The organism is Paraburkholderia heleia NBRC 101817 (assembly GCF_000739775.1).
GTDB lineage: Bacteria > Pseudomonadota > Gammaproteobacteria > Burkholderiales > Burkholderiaceae > Paraburkholderia > Paraburkholderia heleia.
Map to the genome: position 1 here is coordinate 42354 of NZ_BBJH01000034.1, position 16291 is coordinate 58644.

14 protein-coding genes and 1 pseudogene are annotated in these 16291 nt (G+C 64.1%); 6 read left to right on the forward strand and 9 right to left on the reverse strand.

What is annotated here, in order from left to right:
- Window positions 1–195: 195 nt before the first annotated feature.
- Both BHE01S_RS25590 and BHE01S_RS25595 read left to right on the forward strand, forming a co-directional pair.
- Complete coding sequence (locus BHE01S_RS25590; RefSeq protein WP_042268822.1) at window positions 196–1173, forward strand: Bug family tripartite tricarboxylate transporter substrate binding protein; 978 nt, start codon at window positions 196–198, stop codon at window positions 1171–1173.
- Window positions 1174–1214: 41 nt separating this feature from the next.
- Window positions 1215–2417: a mandelate racemase/muconate lactonizing enzyme family protein gene (locus BHE01S_RS25595; RefSeq protein ID WP_042268823.1), complete on the forward strand. Its 1203-nt coding sequence runs from the start codon at window positions 1215–1217 to the stop codon at window positions 2415–2417.
- An 18-nt stretch (window positions 2418–2435) separates the two neighbouring features.
- On the opposite strand, the gene BHE01S_RS25600 is transcribed toward BHE01S_RS25595, so the two are convergent.
- Window positions 2436–3179 (reverse strand): enoyl-CoA hydratase/isomerase family protein, encoded by a 744-nt coding sequence (locus BHE01S_RS25600; RefSeq protein WP_042268824.1) that lies wholly within the window; start codon window positions 3177–3179, stop codon window positions 2436–2438.
- 232 nt (window positions 3180–3411) lie between these two features.
- Here BHE01S_RS25600 and tcuC point away from each other — a divergent pair, with 232 nt between their 5' ends.
- A complete protein-coding gene (gene tcuC / locus BHE01S_RS25605) occupies window positions 3412–4707 on the forward strand; it encodes an MFS transporter (RefSeq protein WP_042268825.1) in 1296 nt (431 codons plus the stop codon).
- 3 nt (window positions 4708–4710) lie between these two features.
- Here the strand turns inward: tcuC and BHE01S_RS25610 are convergent, their stop codons facing one another.
- Window positions 4711–5604 (reverse strand): LysR family transcriptional regulator, encoded by an 894-nt coding sequence (locus BHE01S_RS25610; RefSeq protein WP_042268826.1) that lies wholly within the window; start codon window positions 5602–5604, stop codon window positions 4711–4713.
- Between the two features lie 142 nt (window positions 5605–5746).
- Here BHE01S_RS25610 and BHE01S_RS25615 point away from each other — a divergent pair, with 142 nt between their 5' ends.
- The 3 genes from BHE01S_RS25615 (at window position 5747) to BHE01S_RS25620 (ending at window position 9397) form a co-directional block, all read left to right on the forward strand.
- Entirely contained in the window at window positions 5747–6760 is a 1014-nt protein-coding gene (locus BHE01S_RS25615) for a TauD/TfdA family dioxygenase (protein ID WP_042268827.1), read from the forward strand.
- A gap of 66 nt (window positions 6761–6826) precedes the next feature.
- Window positions 6827–7117 (forward strand): hypothetical protein, encoded by a 291-nt coding sequence (locus BHE01S_RS38030; protein ID WP_157025626.1) that lies wholly within the window; start codon window positions 6827–6829, stop codon window positions 7115–7117.
- 525 nt (window positions 7118–7642) lie between these two features.
- On the forward strand, window positions 7643–9397 hold the full coding sequence (locus BHE01S_RS25620) for a methyl-accepting chemotaxis protein (RefSeq protein ID WP_042268877.1): 1755 nt from the start codon (window positions 7643–7645) through the stop codon (window positions 9395–9397).
- 43 nt (window positions 9398–9440) lie between these two features.
- Here BHE01S_RS25620 and BHE01S_RS39695 read toward each other — a convergent pair.
- The 7 genes and pseudogenes from BHE01S_RS39695 to BHE01S_RS25650 form a co-directional block, all read right to left on the reverse strand.
- Window positions 9441–10082: pseudogene (locus BHE01S_RS39695) on the reverse strand (GNAT family N-acetyltransferase); the annotation flags it as partial.
- A gap of 267 nt (window positions 10083–10349) precedes the next feature.
- Complete coding sequence (locus BHE01S_RS25625) at window positions 10350–11201, reverse strand: BtpA/SgcQ family protein (protein ID WP_042268828.1); 852 nt, start codon at window positions 11199–11201, stop codon at window positions 10350–10352.
- Window positions 11198–12166, reverse strand: coding sequence for a ribokinase (locus BHE01S_RS25630; RefSeq protein ID WP_042268829.1), 969 nt, complete (start codon window positions 12164–12166; stop codon window positions 11198–11200). The genes BHE01S_RS25625 and BHE01S_RS25630 overlap by 4 nt, the downstream gene beginning before the upstream one ends.
- On the reverse strand, window positions 12163–13290 hold the full coding sequence (locus BHE01S_RS25635) for a M20 family metallopeptidase (protein ID WP_042268830.1): 1128 nt from the start codon (window positions 13288–13290) through the stop codon (window positions 12163–12165). The genes BHE01S_RS25630 and BHE01S_RS25635 overlap by 4 nt, the downstream gene beginning before the upstream one ends.
- Before the next feature lie 27 nt (window positions 13291–13317).
- Window positions 13318–14082: a glutamine amidotransferase gene (locus BHE01S_RS25640; protein ID WP_042268878.1), complete on the reverse strand. Its 765-nt coding sequence runs from the start codon at window positions 14080–14082 to the stop codon at window positions 13318–13320.
- A 96-nt stretch (window positions 14083–14178) separates the two neighbouring features.
- Entirely contained in the window at window positions 14179–15276 is a 1098-nt protein-coding gene (locus BHE01S_RS25645) for a phosphotriesterase family protein (protein ID WP_042268831.1), read from the reverse strand.
- 10 nt (window positions 15277–15286) lie between these two features.
- Window positions 15287–16291: an ABC transporter permease gene (locus BHE01S_RS25650; protein ID WP_042268832.1), complete on the reverse strand. Its 1005-nt coding sequence runs from the start codon at window positions 16289–16291 to the stop codon at window positions 15287–15289.

The window sequence follows — 16291 nt, forward strand, 5'->3', positions numbered from 1 at the left end:
GTGCTCGCCACCCGGGTGCGCAGAATCTGCGCCGTGCCGCGCGAGCCCGAAACTGCCGTCTCGTTTCGTTTTATAGAACGATTGGTGTTTTCCCGTTGCCGGTTCGACCATGACGATGTGCGCCGTGCCCGCCTGTCGTCCCTGCATGTCGCCCCTAAAACGGAACGTTCGAGTCCCGAACCCAGGAGACACCTGATGGCAGCTTCGTTCATACGCAGGCTACGCAATGTACTCGCGCTCGCGGCGGCGATCACGCCGCTTGCCTACGCGCTTCCCGCACATGCCGAATGGCCCGATCGCAACATCACGATGATCGTGCCGTTCCCGCCCGGCGGCAACACCGATGTGCTCGGGCGCATCGTCGCCGCCAGGCTGACGACGGCGCTGCACACACATGTGATCGTCGAGAACCGGCCGGGCGCGGGCAGCATGCTCGGCACGCAGTTCGTCGCACGCTCGAAGCCCGATGGCTACACCATTCTGATGGGCAGCATCTCGAACGTGCTCAACGATTTCTTCTACAAGAAGCCGCTCTACAACATTCGCACAGATCTGATTCCCGTCTCGCAGGTGGTGAACGTGCCGAATTACTTCGCCGTCAGCCCGGCGACGAAGATTGATTCACTCGCGCAACTCATCCGCTACGCGAAGCAGAACCCGGGCAAGGCAAGCTGCGCGACCTCGGGCGTGGGCACGAGCCCGTTCCTTTCATGCGAGCTCTTCAAGCGCATGGCGGGCGTGCAGATGACCACCGTGCCGTACCAGGGTGGCATTCCGGCGATCCAGGACGCGATCGGCGGCCGCGTGACGGTGGCGGTCGTGAACGAGGCGCTGCCGTATATCGACAACCATCAGCTGACGGGCATCGCCGTGACGAGCGCGCAGCCCTCGCCGCTGGCGCCGGGACTGCCGGCCGTCGCGCAGAGCGTGCCGGGCTATGACGTGACATCGTGGTACGGCGTATTCGTGCCGGCCGGCACGCCGCAGCCGATCGTAGACCGGCTCGGCGCCGAAATCGGCAAGGCCATGCAGGACGATGACGTGAAGAAAGCGCTCGTTCCGCTCGGCGCGATTCCCGTGGGCAGCTCGCCGCAACAGTTCCGGCAGTTCGTGATGAGCGAGTGGACCAAATGGGGCAAGGTCGCCAAGGAGCTCAATCTGCAGCTCGACTGACGAGGCGCGTCACGACATCGAACACAACCAATGGAGAGGCCATGAAAGTCGTTTCGATCGACACGCTCTGCTGTGACGCGGGCTGGCGCAACTATCACTTCGTGAAGATCGTGACCGACGATGGCATCGTCGGCTGGAGCGAGTTCGATGAAGGCTTCGGCTCGCCCGGTGTCACGGCCGTCATCGGGCAACTGGGCAAGCGGCTGATGGGCGCATCGGTGATGGAGCATGAGCGCTTCTTCGCGGAGGCTTCTTGCCTCACGCGTCCGGCGACGGGCGGCGTAGTCAGCGAAGGCATCGGCGCGATCGAGAACGCGCTGCTCGATGCCAAGGCGAAGACGCTCGGCGTGCCGTGCTACGAATTGCTCGGCGGCAAACTGCGCGACAGCGTGCCCGTGTACTGGTCGCATTGCCCGACGTGGCGCGTCAATCATCCGAAGTTCTTCGGGCCGCCGGTGACGGATCTCGACGGCGTGAAGGCGAGCGGCGCGCAGGCGCGTGAGCGCCGCTTCCGCGCCTTGAAGACCAATATCTTCATCCACGACGATGGCCCGCTGCGCGCATGGCGTCCGGGCTTCGGCGTGCCGTTCCAGCCCGCGCTGAACGTGGATCGCAAGCTGTTGCGCAATGTTCGCGCGCATCTGGAAGCGCTGCGCGATGGCGCGGGTCCCGATGTCGAGATTCTCATCGACCTGAACTTCAATGCGAAGCCGGAGGGTTATCTCAGGATCCTGCGCGAGCTGAAGGACTTCGAGTTGTTCTGGGTCGAGATCGACAGTTATTCGCCGCAAGGGCTGGCCTACGTGCGAAGCCAGAGTCCGCACCCCATCAGCTCGTGCGAGACGCTCTTCGGCATTCGCGAGTTCAAGCCGTTCCTCGATGCGAATGCAGTGGACGTGGGCATCGTCGATACGATCTGGAACGGCGTGTGGCAGTCGATGAAGATCGCCGCGTTCTGCGACGCGCATGAGGTGAACGTCGCACCGCATAACTTCTACGGCCATCTCTGCACGATGATCAACGCGAGCTTCGCGGCGGCCGTGCCGAACCTGCGCATCATGGAGACGGATATCGATCGTCTTGCATGGGATGACGAACTCTTCACGCATGCGCCCGAGTATTGCAATGGAGAGCTGATCATTCCCGAGCGTCCGGGATGGGGATGTGATCCGATCGAGGAGGCGATCCTCGCGCATCCGCCGCAGGTCACGGGCGGGCTTCTGCAATCGCGGGCGGGTCGATGAACCGCTCGCGCCAGTCGTTCATGCGCCGCGGAATTTCGCCTCGCGCTTTTGGGCGAAGCTCTCTTTTCCTTCGCGATAATCCGCGCTTCCGAACAGCCGGTCCGTTTCCCTCAACGCCTGCGATGCGAGCTCGACGGGGCCTTTCGGCACCGTCGCGTTGGCGAACTGCTTGAGCATGCGCAGCACCAGCGGCGCATGGTGCACCATCTTCGCCGCAAGCGCGCGCGCTTCCTTCACCTGCTCGCCGACGGGCACCACGCGATTCACGAAGCCCACCTGATACGCCCGTTCAGCTGTCACCGGCTCGCCGAGCAGCATCAGCTCCATGGCGATCTTGTGCGGAATGCGCACCGCCAGCGAGCCGATCAGTCCGCCGGCGAAGCCGATCTTCGCTTCGGGATAGGCGAACTTCGCATTCTCGGCCGCCACGCACAGATCGCACATCTGCACGAGCGTGAGCGCGCCGCCGATACACCATCCCGCCACGGCCGCGATCACCGGCTTCTCCACCGTGATATCGACGCCTGGCGCGAACTTGCGATACTCCGGCACGCCCGGCGATTCGCGGTCTTTGCCCGCAGAGAACGCCTTGTCGCCGGCGCCCGTGAGGATCGCCACGAGATCGTCGCTGGCGTTGAAGCGCCGCCATGCATCGGCGAGCGCGGCTTCGACATGGTCGTCGATCGCGTTCATGCGATGGGGACGGTTGATGGTGATTTGCGCGATATGTTCGTGAGATTCGTAAATGACCGGCTCGTCCATGAGATTCTTTCATCCTATAAATTGGGACGTAAAAATCATATTTTGGTTTACAGGATAGTCCCATCGCTGCAGAATGGGGTCAAGCAAAAGGGCTTCGTACCTGGGGCTAACACTTAAAGCAAGCGAACGCTGCGCGGCCGGATCCTTGGAAACGCGCATGACGTGAGGCGAAAGAAGAGAAGAGAGCCTCTCCGAGAGGCCGGGCATGAAATGCATCCAACGGAGACGAATCATGCAGTCAGGCACTTCCGGTAAAGGGCGAGAGTCATCGGTACGCACGATCCTGCGCGTCACGAGCGGCAATTTCCTCGAGATGTACGACTTCTCGGTCTACGGCTTCTACGCGTTGTCGATCTCACACGCGCTCTTTCCGCACGGCAACGAGTTCGTCTCGCTGATGCTGTCGTTCGCGACATTCGGCGTGGGCTTTCTGATGCGGCCGATCGGCGCGCTCGTGCTCGGCTCGTACATCGACCGTCGCGGGCGGCGCGCGGGCCTCTTGCTCACGCTCGCGCTCATGGCCGCCGGCATGCTCATGATTACGTTCGTGCCGGGCTACGACACGATCGGCATCGCCGCGCCGGTGATCGTCGTGCTCGGACGCTTGCTGCAAGGCTTTTCCGCGGGCGCGGAACTGGGCGGCGTGTCGGTGTATCTCGCGGAGATCGCGCCACCGGGACGGCGCGGCTTCTTCGTAAGCTGGCAATCGGCCAGTCAGCAGGCCGCCGTCGTGTTCGCGGCGCTGCTCGGCGTGGGCCTGCGTTTCACGCTCACGCCCGAGCAGATGAACAGCTGGGGTTGGCGCATTCCGTTTCTGATCGGCTGTCTGATCATTCCGGTGCTCTTCGTGATTCGCAGGCGTCTGCGCGAAACGAAGGAGTTCGAATCGCGCGCCCGGCATCCGTCGAGCAAGGAAATCTTTGCATCGCTCAAGGACAATGCGCGCATCATCGGCGGCGCGATCATGCTCGTGACGCTCACTGCTGTCATGTTCAACCTGATCACCGCCTATACGCCGACGTTCGGCTCGCGCGTGCTGAAGCTGCCCGCGGTCGATTCGTTCATGGTGACGATGGCCGTCGGCATGGTCAACTTCACGATGCTGGCGATAGTCGGCGCGATATCCGACAAAGTGGGGCGGCGCGCGGTGCTCACGGTGTGCGCGGTGCTCGTGATTCTCACCGCGTATCCGGCGATGCTCTGGCTCGTGCAGGCGCCGAGCTTCATGCGTCTGCTCATGGTGGAAGTGTGGTATGCGATGATCTACGGCTCGTATCAGGCCGGCATGGTGGTCGCCCTCACGGAGATCATGCCCGCGAATATCCGCGGCACGGGCTTTTCGCTCGTCTGGAGCCTCGCGCAAGCGATCTTCGGCGGTTTCACGCCGTTCATCTGCACGGTGCTGATCCAGTTCACGCAGAACCGCGCGGTGCCCGCGTTGTGGCTGTCGTTCGCGGCGCTGATCGCTTTGCTCGCGTCGTTTCGCATGTTCGCGAAGCCGGCGCCTCAGACGCGCGCGGCGTACTGAGTGTCAGGGGCCGGGCCGCTCGAACTCGCTCGTCTCCATCGCGAGCGACGCGACCGCCGCCACGACCGGGTCGGTCGCCGTATGCCGATGCAGCGCGACGAACTCCACCGGCCCGAGTTGTGGCGCGGTATCGATCACGCGCAGCCTGCCCGCCGCGATTTCCGCGTGATACGACATGCGCGGCAGCAGGCTCACGCCGAGTCCTGTCACGGTGAGGTCGGCGAGCACGCGCACGTGATTGCATGAGATGATCGGGCGATATTCGGCGCCGGCATCGCGGAACCAGCGCTCGATTACCGGATAGTGATGCGATTGCGACGACAGCCCGAGCACCGGCCACGCCGCGAGTTCAGCGGGCGTGAGCTTGCGCGAAGGGACGTCGAGCGCGGGCGCGCACATCCATACGAACTGATCGAAGCCGAGCGATATGGCTTGCAGTCCGCTCTCCACGACAGGACCCGTGACGAGCGCGAGGTCGATGTCGCCGCTGCGCAGCTTGTCGATGAGCTGCGCGGTGAGGCCCATGTCCAGCACGACGGCGAGGTTCGGATAACGCTCGCGCAATGTGCTCATCAGCTTCGGCAGCCAGGTGATCGCAACGAGATTGACAACGCCGAGCCGTACCGTGCCCGTCAGCGCATCCTTGTCGCCGATGCGGTGCCGCACGTTCGAAGCCAGCCTGACGATTTCGCGCGCCGCCGCGACGAGGTCCTGTCCCCTGGCGCTCAGACGCGCGCGGCGCTGACTGCGGTCGAACAGCTCGACGCCCAGCGACCGCTCCAGCTCTCGAATGCGCGCGGACACGGTCGATTGCGTCGCATGCAGCGTTTGCGCGGCTGCGCCGAAGCTTCCCGTGTCGACGATGCGAAGAAAGGTCTCAAGCTGACGGATGTCCATTGCTCTTTGTCGTGTGAGGGAGTCGCGGCTTCATCGACAATTTCGATGAGCCACGATCGGAAAGTCTCGCTTTCTTGCGGCATCGATTGAGTCGTAGACTGGTTTTCGTCACGACGCACCCGAATGCAAACAAGGAGACGACATGCAAGATCAGACGATGATACTGGAAGAAGCCCTGCACGAATCGAGCGGGCCGGCGCGCATGACACCGTTCACCGGCCCGATCGCGTGGACGCGTGCTTCGCTGTCTCCGGACGATGGCATCGTTAAGATCAGCGAGGCGTGTCGCCGCGAACTCGATGAAGTCGTTGCGACCTTGCGTGCCAATCCGCTGCCGACCACGCTGTTGCATCCCGACGATTTCTCGCTCGAACGCTGCCGGGAGATGATGCGCGAAGCGTCGCAACTGCTGACTGAAGGGCCGGGCTTCGTGATCGTCGACCGCCTGCCGATGGACCTGTGGAACAAGCAGGAAGCGACCGCAGTCTACTGGCTGCTCACGCAGATGGTGTCGCGTCCGGTTGCGCAAAGCTGGGACGGCAAGATGATTTACGACGTGCGGGATCTCGGCAAACCGCCGGGCAACGGTGTGCGTCCGGACATCACCAGTGCGGAGCAGAATTTTCATACGGACAACAGCTATAACCTCTGCCCGCCGGAACATGTAGCGTTGCTCTGTCTGCGGCCCGCGAAGCAGGGCGGCGTGAGCAGCATCGTGAGTTTCTACACGGTGTACAACCAGATGATCGAGCGTTATCCGCATCTGCTCCCGCGCCTTTTCAGGCCATATCTCTTCGACCGTCAGCGCGAGCACGCTCCCGGCGACGCCATGCTCATCAGCCATCCGCTTTTTCAGAACGAAGGCGGACGCATGGTGTGCAGGCTGTCGCATCGCCATGTGGTCGCGGGCTACGAGATGGCGCATCGGAAAATGGACGAGGAGACTCGCGATGCGTTGCAAACGCTCGAAACCGTGATGCTCGAACCGCAGTGGACGCGCGATTTCTTCTTCGAACCGGGACAGATCCAGATCGTCGATAACCAGCGCTGCGGACATCGGCGCACGCAATTCGTCGACTTCGACGAGGAGGATCGCAAGCGCCATCTGGTGCGCTTGTGGCTGCGCGATGCGAAGCGGCGTTTTTATAACGGCTGATTGCCTTCGATTCAATCCATGAGGTCTCGCAATCGCGAAAGGCCGAGTTCGCGGGAAGGCTTCGCCATGCACCATGCGTCCGTCGATCATTACGGCCCCGCCGATGCTCGCGGTGGTGTACTCGGCGTGGCGGAGTCGGCGCGACAGGAAAGCGATGGCGCGCAGTCCGGACAGCAATCCGGAGCAGGCGCCGCGCGTGAATGTGCCGTCGGAATCCAATCCGTATTAAGGATTTACTTATTTTATTGTAATCATATTTCCCGCAAACGATTTTTTCCTTCCGGAAATTCAGCTTTCGAATTACCCTCCGGTTCTGAAATACGCCGAGTCGGCATTTCTTTCGCCGCATTGGATTGACTTACAATGGTCGCCCCGTTTCACCGGTTCTCAGGTTCTGGCGCAGTCCCCGCGTTGGCTACACATGGCGTTCGGGCACAGCCTTATCTAACAACTGTTCAGCGCGTCAGGCTTTTTCGCAACCAGGCAGCGGACAAGCGATTTCATAGTGTCTTGCACCGCCGGATAGACGGAGATTGATTTGAGAACGTCGCAGCCGCTCTGCAGGTGCGCGCTTGCTTTCGAAAACATCGACATCCCGCTACAAAAAGCATGCAGACAAGTTGCCGTAATGAGCTCGATATTTGTCTGATAAAAAGTAGCTTTAATGACAAACAATCCTGATAGAGGAATTCAATATTGCGACAACGTTTGCGGATTGGGCCTGGCGCTAATTCTGACTTCAGTTCGTTCAATCGCCGCCGTAAATGCAGCTGCGGGTCGCATTCGTTGCAAGGGGCGCGTGCGCAAACGGTTGTCCGATCTGTGCATTGCGAACGCGATGGCCCGCATCTACCTGCCTCTGCGTTGAAAATGGAAATGAAGATGACTCTGCATACACTGTCCATGAAGGCGAAGCTTACGTCGGCTTTCGGAATTCTGGCCCTCATCGTGCTGACCGTGTCTGGCCTGTCGCTGATGCAGCTGAACGAGGCAAACAACCGGTTTTCGGGTTATATCGGCGGTATCCAGGCACGCGCCGACATGGCCGAAGCCGTTCGCACCGCCGTTGATGATCGAGCCGTCGCCGTGCGCAATCTGGTGCTGGTCACCACACCTGCTGACATCGAGGTGGAAAAGGCCGCTGTCCTGGACGCTGAGCATAGGGTCGAGGCCAACCTGGAGAAGTTTAATGCCATGGTCGCTGTCGCTTCCGACATGAGCGACCAGGCACGGAGTCTTGCGGCAGAGCTTCCAAGAATCGAAGCGCTTTACCGTCCTGTGGCGCTGGAAATTGACCGGCTGGCGGTGAACAACCAGCGTGACGCGGCGATCGCGGCCATCGACACCCAATGCAGGCCCCTGCTTTCGATGTTGATCAAGGCGTCCAACGAATATGCGAGCTTTACCCGTCAACATGCAGCGCAAATGGTCGAGCAGTCACAGGAACAATTCACGAGCCAGAGAAAGCTGCTGATTGCTATCTGCCTGGCTGCGGTCGCGGTGGCAGTCGCGGCGGGAATCGCCATCACGCGGAGCCTGTTACGCGCCCTTGGCGCCGAGCCGGCGACATTGAGCGAAGTGACGGGGCGCGTGGCCAGTGGCGATCTGAGTCCTGTGCCGGGGGCAAAGAATGCGCCGGCCGGAAGCGTGCTCGCCTCGATGGGGGAGATGCAGGCCAGCCTCGTTCGCCTGATCGGTCAGGTTCGTACTTCTGCCGACAGCATTGCCACCGGCTCGAGCCAGATCGCGTCGGGCAATGTGGATCTGTCTTCGCGTACGGAACAGCAGGCCGCGTCACTGCAGGAAACCGCAGCGAGCATGGAAGAGCTGACGTCGACGGTCAGGCAGAACGCGGAGAACGCACAGCAGGCGAGTTCGCTCGCGGCCAACGCATCCGAAGTGGCGGGACGGGGCAATCAGGTCGTGGGCAAGGTGGTCGATACGATGAGCGAGATCAGCGCGAGTTCCACCAGGATCGCGGATATCACCGGGATCATCGAAGGGATCGCCTTCCAGACCAACATCCTGGCGCTGAATGCTGCGGTGGAGGCGGCCCGTGCAGGCGAGCAGGGGCGCGGTTTTGCGGTGGTCGCGAGCGAAGTGCGCAGCCTTGCCCAGCGCTCGTCCAGTGCCGCGAAGGAGATCAAGGATCTGATCAACGTGTCCGTCCAGAAAGTCCATGACGGGTCGTCGCTCGCCCATGAGGCGGGAACGACGATGGAGGAGGTGACACAGGCTGTGGCGCGGGTGACCGATATCATGGGGGAGATCGCAGCCGCGTCGACTGAACAGAGCCGCGGGATCGAGCAGGTCAACCAGGCGATCACGCAGATGGATGAAGTGACGCAGCAGAATGCCGCGCTGGTGGAGGAAGCGGCGGCCGCGTCGAAGTCGCTCGAGGATCAGGGTCGGCAGCTGAACCAGGCTGTTTCGTTCTTTCGGCTGGATTCCCAGGCCGCGCTCGTAGCAACGGGCGGTCCGGCTGCGCCAGCAGACTGTCGGGTATCCCGGGTGCGCCCGGCGCGACCGGCGCTCCGGAACACCGCAGCGCCCGCCAGCCGCGTCGCCGTGAAGGCTCAAGCGGCAGGCGCCGCTGCGGCCACTGCGGTCGACCGTGCAGGATGGGATACATTCTGATCGAATGAGCTGGTGCGCAAAAGCTCAATACGAGTTTTTCACAAAGCCGGCGGGATGGCATGTTCGTGTCTTCCACGTATGCATAAAGCCGACGTGCCGCTTTTTCTCTAAAGAGATGGGCGACCAGGGCCTTGGCGGCCTCATATGCATAACCCATTCCGCCGAATTGAGGATTAAAGTTCCAGCCGATTGAAAAGGTGTCCTGTTCGGGCGCTGCAAGGAGATCCCCGATAAGCTTGCCGGATTCCCGCAGACATACCGCAATCTGTTCGTCGCTTGCGCTTCGCATCCTGGCTTCATTCCTCGCTTCGCTCATGTCCGCACGAAATCCACTGGCAGCCGCAGTCGAAACATGTAAAGCGCGGGACACCGCCGTCAGCCTGTCGGCACCCACGAGGCGGCATACCGCCGTTACGGCTTCCATGACGGCCGCCTTCGGGCGAAGTCCGTGACACGCGCGTGTCATCGTGCGCACCCGCTCGCGATCGCTACCTGACGGCCCCTGAAGACCGCCGACGAACACGCGTACGGGCCGCCCTTGCGTTTCCGACTCGAAGATAATGGTTGCCCACGCGAGGTCAACACCGCCTGACTCGTCCACGCTTGCGACAGTCAGCAGGCCCTCCCGTTTGCATCGCGTCACCTGTCTCAGCACGATCGAAAATTGCAGGCACGAAGCCAGCATGAATGCTTCCCCGCCTCCATCGTGTCTCCAACAATCGTTGATGTGCCACACGCAGAACCGGGTCCCCACTTCCCGGTGTTGCAAAACATCGTCGAGGCACCGTCCATGTCGACGGACGCGATCGAAAGGCGGAGGAGGCGGCGGCACCTGAACTTCCAACGAAAATTTTAGGCTTCCCGAATAAAGTCTTCCCGCGTATGCGCCGCCCCAACTTGTCCTGGGTGCTCAAAGCCGCGGCAGTACGCATGCGCCCCATCCACAGGCGACTCATTGCGCGCCCCCGCGCGCTGCACGCATGAACTCGCGGACTTTGGCTTCGTCGACGGGGTTCCACCAGACGCCGCCTACTTTCAGCGAACTCGCCACGATCACCGCATCGACCACGGACAGGATTTCCGCAACGTTGTGCTCTGTGCAGCCGCTGCCGACCAGCAGCGGCAGGTGCGTGGCTGCCCGGATCTGCCGCAGGTAGTCGACGCTGGCGGCGTCGCCGGTCCGCTGCCCGGTGGCGATGACGGCGTCGGCGTCGAAGAACGCGACATCGCGAACGAGTTCTTCCAGCGCGCGGTCGGCCACGATCGCGTGGGCGCCGTGCTTGACGTGCGCGTCGGCGAACACGCGTATGCCGTCCGCGCGAAGCTGAGCGCGGTAGCGCAGCGCGCGCGCCGCTTCGCCTTCGATGAAACCTTCGTTGGCAATGTATGCGTTGGCCCACTGATTGACGCGCACGAACGCGGCGTTGCTCGCCGCGGCAACGGCCAGCGCCGGTATCGACGCATTCGCGAGCACGTTGATGCCGACCGGCAACCCGGTTTCGCGCGCGATGCGGTCGGCGGTCACGGCCATGAAGGCGGATGTTTCGTGGCCGATGTCGTCGGGCTTCGAGAACGGCACGTCGCCGTGGTTCTCGACGATCAGCCCATCGACGCCGCCTTGCGCGTAGGCGCGCGCGTCCGCGAGCGCGGTTGCGTAGAGCGCCTCGCTCGTGCGGCCGTCGTAGCGCGGTGCGCCGGGATATGCGGGGCAATGAACGACGCCGATGACCACGCCGCGTGCCCGCCCAAAGATCTGTTCGAGACAATCGGTGCGGCCGCGTCCAACCACGTTCTGTGCATTCATCTGGATACCTTGTGATCTGTTCGGAGAAAGGCGGCCAGCTCGCGCATGCGTGCGTGGTCGGGAAAGCTGGCCTGCGTGCCGCGACGGCTTACCACCCAGGCAGCGACCGCCATCGCGCCGGGCAAGGCGTCGCCGATGGTGAGGCCGTGGGACAGTGCCGCGATGAGCGTGCCGCAAAGCGCGTCGCCGGCGCCTACCGTGTCGACTGCCGTCACCGCAACGGCAGGCAGATCGACGCTGGCGCGATCGCCAACGCTGGCGCGATCGCCACTGCACCAGATCACGCCGCCGGCACCGAGCGTGACGAGCACGTCGGCCGCTCCGGCGTGTCGCAGCGCGTGCGCGGCGCGATGCGGGTCTTCGTGTCCGGAAAGCGCGGCGGCCTCCACGCGATTGACGACGAGCACATCGACGTCGGGCAGCAACGCCCGGAAGTCGGGCTGCACGGGGCCCGGGTTCAGGAAAGTCTTGCGGCCACCTTGCCGGGCATGCCGTAGCAGCGTGGCCGTGACGGTTGGGGAGAGATTGCCCTGCAGCGCGATCCAGTCGCCCGTGCGGCTCGCGGCATCGAGCGCGCCGGCGTCGGGCGCGAAGCGGTCGGCGGCGGCGCTGCGGGTCACGATGGTGTTTTCGCCAGCCGCATCGATCGTGACAATCGAGAGATCGGTCGCGCAGTCGAGCCGCACGACGTGTCGCGTATTCACACCCTCGCGCTGGAGCATGGCGACGATGCGCTCGCCGTCCGCGTCGCGTCCGAGCGCGGCAAGCAGCGTTACGGCCGCACCGGCGCGCGCCGCGATTACGGCCTGGTTCGCCCCCTTGCCGCCGAAATCGCAGGTGGTTTCGAGCGCGCGTGACGTCTCGCCGGGCTGCGGAAGCGCGGCGACGCGCAACGTCATGTCGATCGCGGCGTTGCCGATCACGCAGACCCGCGCACCGCCGCGCGCCGAGGCATCGTCTGTCATTTGCGCGTTACCCAGTCGTCGAGAATGGCGCGGTACAGATCGACCGCGGCGAGAATGCGATCCACGCGGCAATACTCGTCGGACTTGTGCGCGGTTTCGGGCTCGCCGGGGCCGAGCAGGATTGTCGGCGGCCAGCCGGTGGCGGGTCTCAGCACGGCCGCATCGGTGAAATAGCGGGCCGTGCGTGGACCGGCCGGTACCTCGTCGAACGGGCGCGCGAGTTCGAGCACGTGGGCGATCCAGTTGTCGAACGGCTCCGAGTAGACCGGCGGCAGGTCGACGACCGGGGAGAGTTCGACCGGCGCGAGGCACTGGTGCAGCCGTTGCGTCACGCAGGCGTGTTCGATGCCGGGCACGGTCCGCATGTCGATCGTGAACTCGGTGCGGTCGGGAACGGAATTCACATTGAGCCCGCCGTGTATCGTGCCTACATTGAGCGTGGGTGCTCCCAACACCTCGTGCGCGGAGCCGGCGCTGAAATTCCAGAGCTTCGCGAGCGCTTCGGTGGCGACGCGGATCGCGTTGACGCCCTCGTCCGGCATCGCGCCGTGCGCGCTCACGCCATGCGCGACGCCCTTGAGCCACAGCGCGCCCTTGTGACCGAGCAGGACGCGGTTGGCGGTCGGCTCGCCGACGATCAATGCGCCAAGCGGCTGCAGTAGTTTGGGCTGCGCGGCAAGGAGCGCTTTTGCGCCGTCACAGCCGGTTTCCTCGCCGCCGGTCAGGATCAGATGCACGCCGCTGCCGCGCCTGAGCGCGTCGGGCGCTGCCGCGCACGCGGCAATGAAAGCCGCGATGCCCGCCTTCATGTCGGACGTGCCGCGCCCGTATAGGCGCCCGTCGTGGATCTCGCCCGCGAACGGCTCGTGTTCCCACGCCGCCGTGCCGAGCGGCACGACGTCGAGGTGCCCGGTGAAGCCGAGCGGCGCGCCACCGCCCGCGCCCGCGAGCTTCGCCACCAAATTGAAGCGGCGCTCGCCAAATGCGTGCAGCGTTGTCTGGAAGCCCAGTTCGTCGAGCACGCCGGCGACGTGGCGCGCGCAGGCTTCCTCGTCGCCCGGCGGGTTGACGGACGCAAATGCAACGAGCTCGCGCGTGAGCGCAATGGGATCAAGGTGGGCCATGAACGGATCTCGCGTGCGTTGGCCGGCTCATCGCGCCGCTGCGTCGTGCGTGAGCCAGTCGAGACAGTTGTGCCACAGGCGGCCATAGCCCTCCCAGGCGGAAAATTCGGGCGGCAGCCAGTGCACGGACATGTCGCTCGTCCACGCCAGTGTGCGTCCCGCGCCGTACTGGCCCGCGGCAAGCAACGGATGGCCTGTTTCCGGCACCGAAGCGATGATCGTCGCCTCCGGTTTGAGCTCGACTTCGTTGTAGCCGAGCAGATGGGGCCAACTGGCGCCGAGCCCGGCGACCACCGGATGCTGGGCGACAATTTCCGGCGTGAAGCCCTCGGGTACCTCGACGCGGTCGTCCCAGGGCAGGCACCGCACCGGCAGCACCGCCTCGACGGGTGTATTGCGAAAGCGCGCGCTGCCGTTAATGCCCTGGAAGCTCAGATAGCCGCCGATCATCATCAGTCCGCCGCCGGCTTCGACGTAGTCGCGCAGCAGCTTCAGGCGGTTGGGCGTGCGCCGGCTTTGCGCCCATGTGTCGGGATGCAGCAGCAGCGTGTTCGCGCCGATGTCGGACAGAATGATCGCGTCATAGGCCTGCAAGCCTTCTAGCGTGGACGGAAACTGCGTCTGCGCGTCGTGGCTCGGCATGTGCGTGACCGAATAGCCGGAGTCCTCGAACAGCGCCAGGAACTGTTGCGAGCCGGTGTGATAGGTCACCGAAGCGAACAGGTCGAAACCCTTGACGTGGGTGGCCGTGCTGGTCCAGGACTCGCCGGCGAGCAGAACGGACTTCTTCATTCGCATCTCCTTGGGACGCAGGCCGGCAGCGCGGTTGCCGCCGGGCACCTGCGTGTTTGCATCTCGATGGATGGCGCGTGCCGGGCACGCGCCGCGTCAGCTTGCGTGAGCGCGCGAGAACACCCGGGCGGGATTCGTCACGAGCAGGGTCTCGATCTGCGCGTTAGTCACACCGTGGCGCCGCAGGCGCGGAACGAAGTGTTCGAGGATGTAACCGTAGCCATAGCCCCCGTAGCGCGTGAGCATCATCTTGAGAAATACGTCCTGGGAAAGCAGCAGGCGCCCGATGAACCCGGCGTCGGCGAGTGCGCGGATCGCCCGCGCGTTCTCTTCATCGGAAGGCGACTGCGCGTCCTCGTCCGCGTAGTAGTAGTCCATGCCGATCATGTCGTACTCGAGCCATGCGCCGCGGCGCGCGAGCGCGTGCTGGTAGTCGACGTCGGCATGGCTCGGATTCATGTGGCACAGCACCGTGTGCGCGAGGTCGGCGCCTTCCTGCTCGACGATGTCGAGCACGCGATGGCCGTGCCGAACCCAGCCCGGCAGATGCACCGACAACGGCACCCGCGTCGCCGCGCTGGCGCGAGCCGCCGCGCGCAGCGACTTCTCCTCCTCGGGCGTGAATGCCGCCGAAACGCCAATCTCGCCGATCAGTCCCGCGACCACCTCGGGCTTGCGGTCGGCGCCGCCGACCTCGTAGACCAGTTGCTCCGCCAGTTCGCCGACGGAGCGCTCGCGCACGTAAGCGGGGTGCGAAGGCTCCAGATAGAAGCCGGTCGACATCACGATGTTCAGGCCCGTGCGCCGCGCAATGCGCTGCAGCGCGAGCGGGTCGCGGCCGATGCCGAGATTGGTCGGATCCACCACCGTCTGGCCGCCCAGATCGCGAAACTTCATCAGTTCCTCGGCCGCGAGATCGGCGTCGAAGAGCTGGCAGTTGTCGCGGTTCATCAGCGGGTTCATGCGCAACGCGCCGAGAATGCCGATGTGCACCTTCTGCTCGCCGACATGCCGCTGGCTGCAGCAGGCCGGTGCGACCCATTTGCCCGAAGCGTCGATGAGGATGTGCTCGTGCATCAGCGTGATCCCCATCGCCTCGACGGGAAGCGGCCCGAGCACCGTCATCACATGGCCACTGTCAACGCCGACGGGCAGTGGCACGGCATGGCCGAACGCAGGTTTCGATCGCGTCATCGCTCGGCCCTCAGCCTTTGCGCCGGCGTTGCGGCGAGAAGATCCGCGTGTTCATCCAGATGGCGAACAGCATGATCGCCCCCTGGATGATCTGCGTGTAGAACGGCGAGACGTGGATGAGGATCAGCCCGTTGCCGAGCACGGCGATGGTCAACGCGCCAAGCAGCGTGCCGAGGATCGTGCCGCGCCCGCCGAACAGGTTCGTGCTGCCGAGCACGACCGCCGCGATCACCGCCAGTTCGAAGCCGACGCCCTGGTTCGACGAGCCGCTGCCGAGGCGCGCCGTCGTGATGAGGCCCGCGAGCCCCGCCGCGGCGCCACTCAGTATGTACACCTTGACGATCACGCGCCGCACGTCCACGCCCGCGCGCCGCACGCCTTCCGCATTGGTGCCGATCCCGACGATATAGCGTCCGAAGCGCGTGTGGCGCAGCACGGCCCAGCCGGCCGCCATCACCGCGACAGCGATGACGGCGGGCAACGGCAGGCCGAGGAACCACTCCCGGCCTAGATCGACGAACCAGCCGTTGCTGTCCACGGGCACCGAATAGCCCTGCGTGATAAGGAGTGCCGCGCCGCGCACGATCGACAACGTGCCGAGCGTCACGATGAACGCGGGCATGCCGGCAATGGCGATGAAGTAGCCGTTGACGAGGCCGATCAGGCCGCCGAGCACGAGGCCGCCGATCAGCACGAGCGTGTCGGGCACGCCCGCATGCAGTGCGACCGCCGCGAGCGCGCCGACGAATGCGAGCGTCGAGCCGACCGAGAGGTCGATGCCGGCCGTCGTGATCACGAGCGTCATCGTGGTCGCGACGATCAGGAGCGGTGCGCTCTGCCGCAACACGTTCAGCAGGTTGCCGGATGTGAGGAACGTGTCGGTGGCGAGCGTGAACGCGATCACGCAGATGAGGAAGAAGCCCGCGATGCTGGCGACGCCCGCATGACGGCCGAGCCGGTGCGACAGGCGCGGCGCGCCCGGCGTGGGAGAGGTTTGGGACACGGTGATACCCAT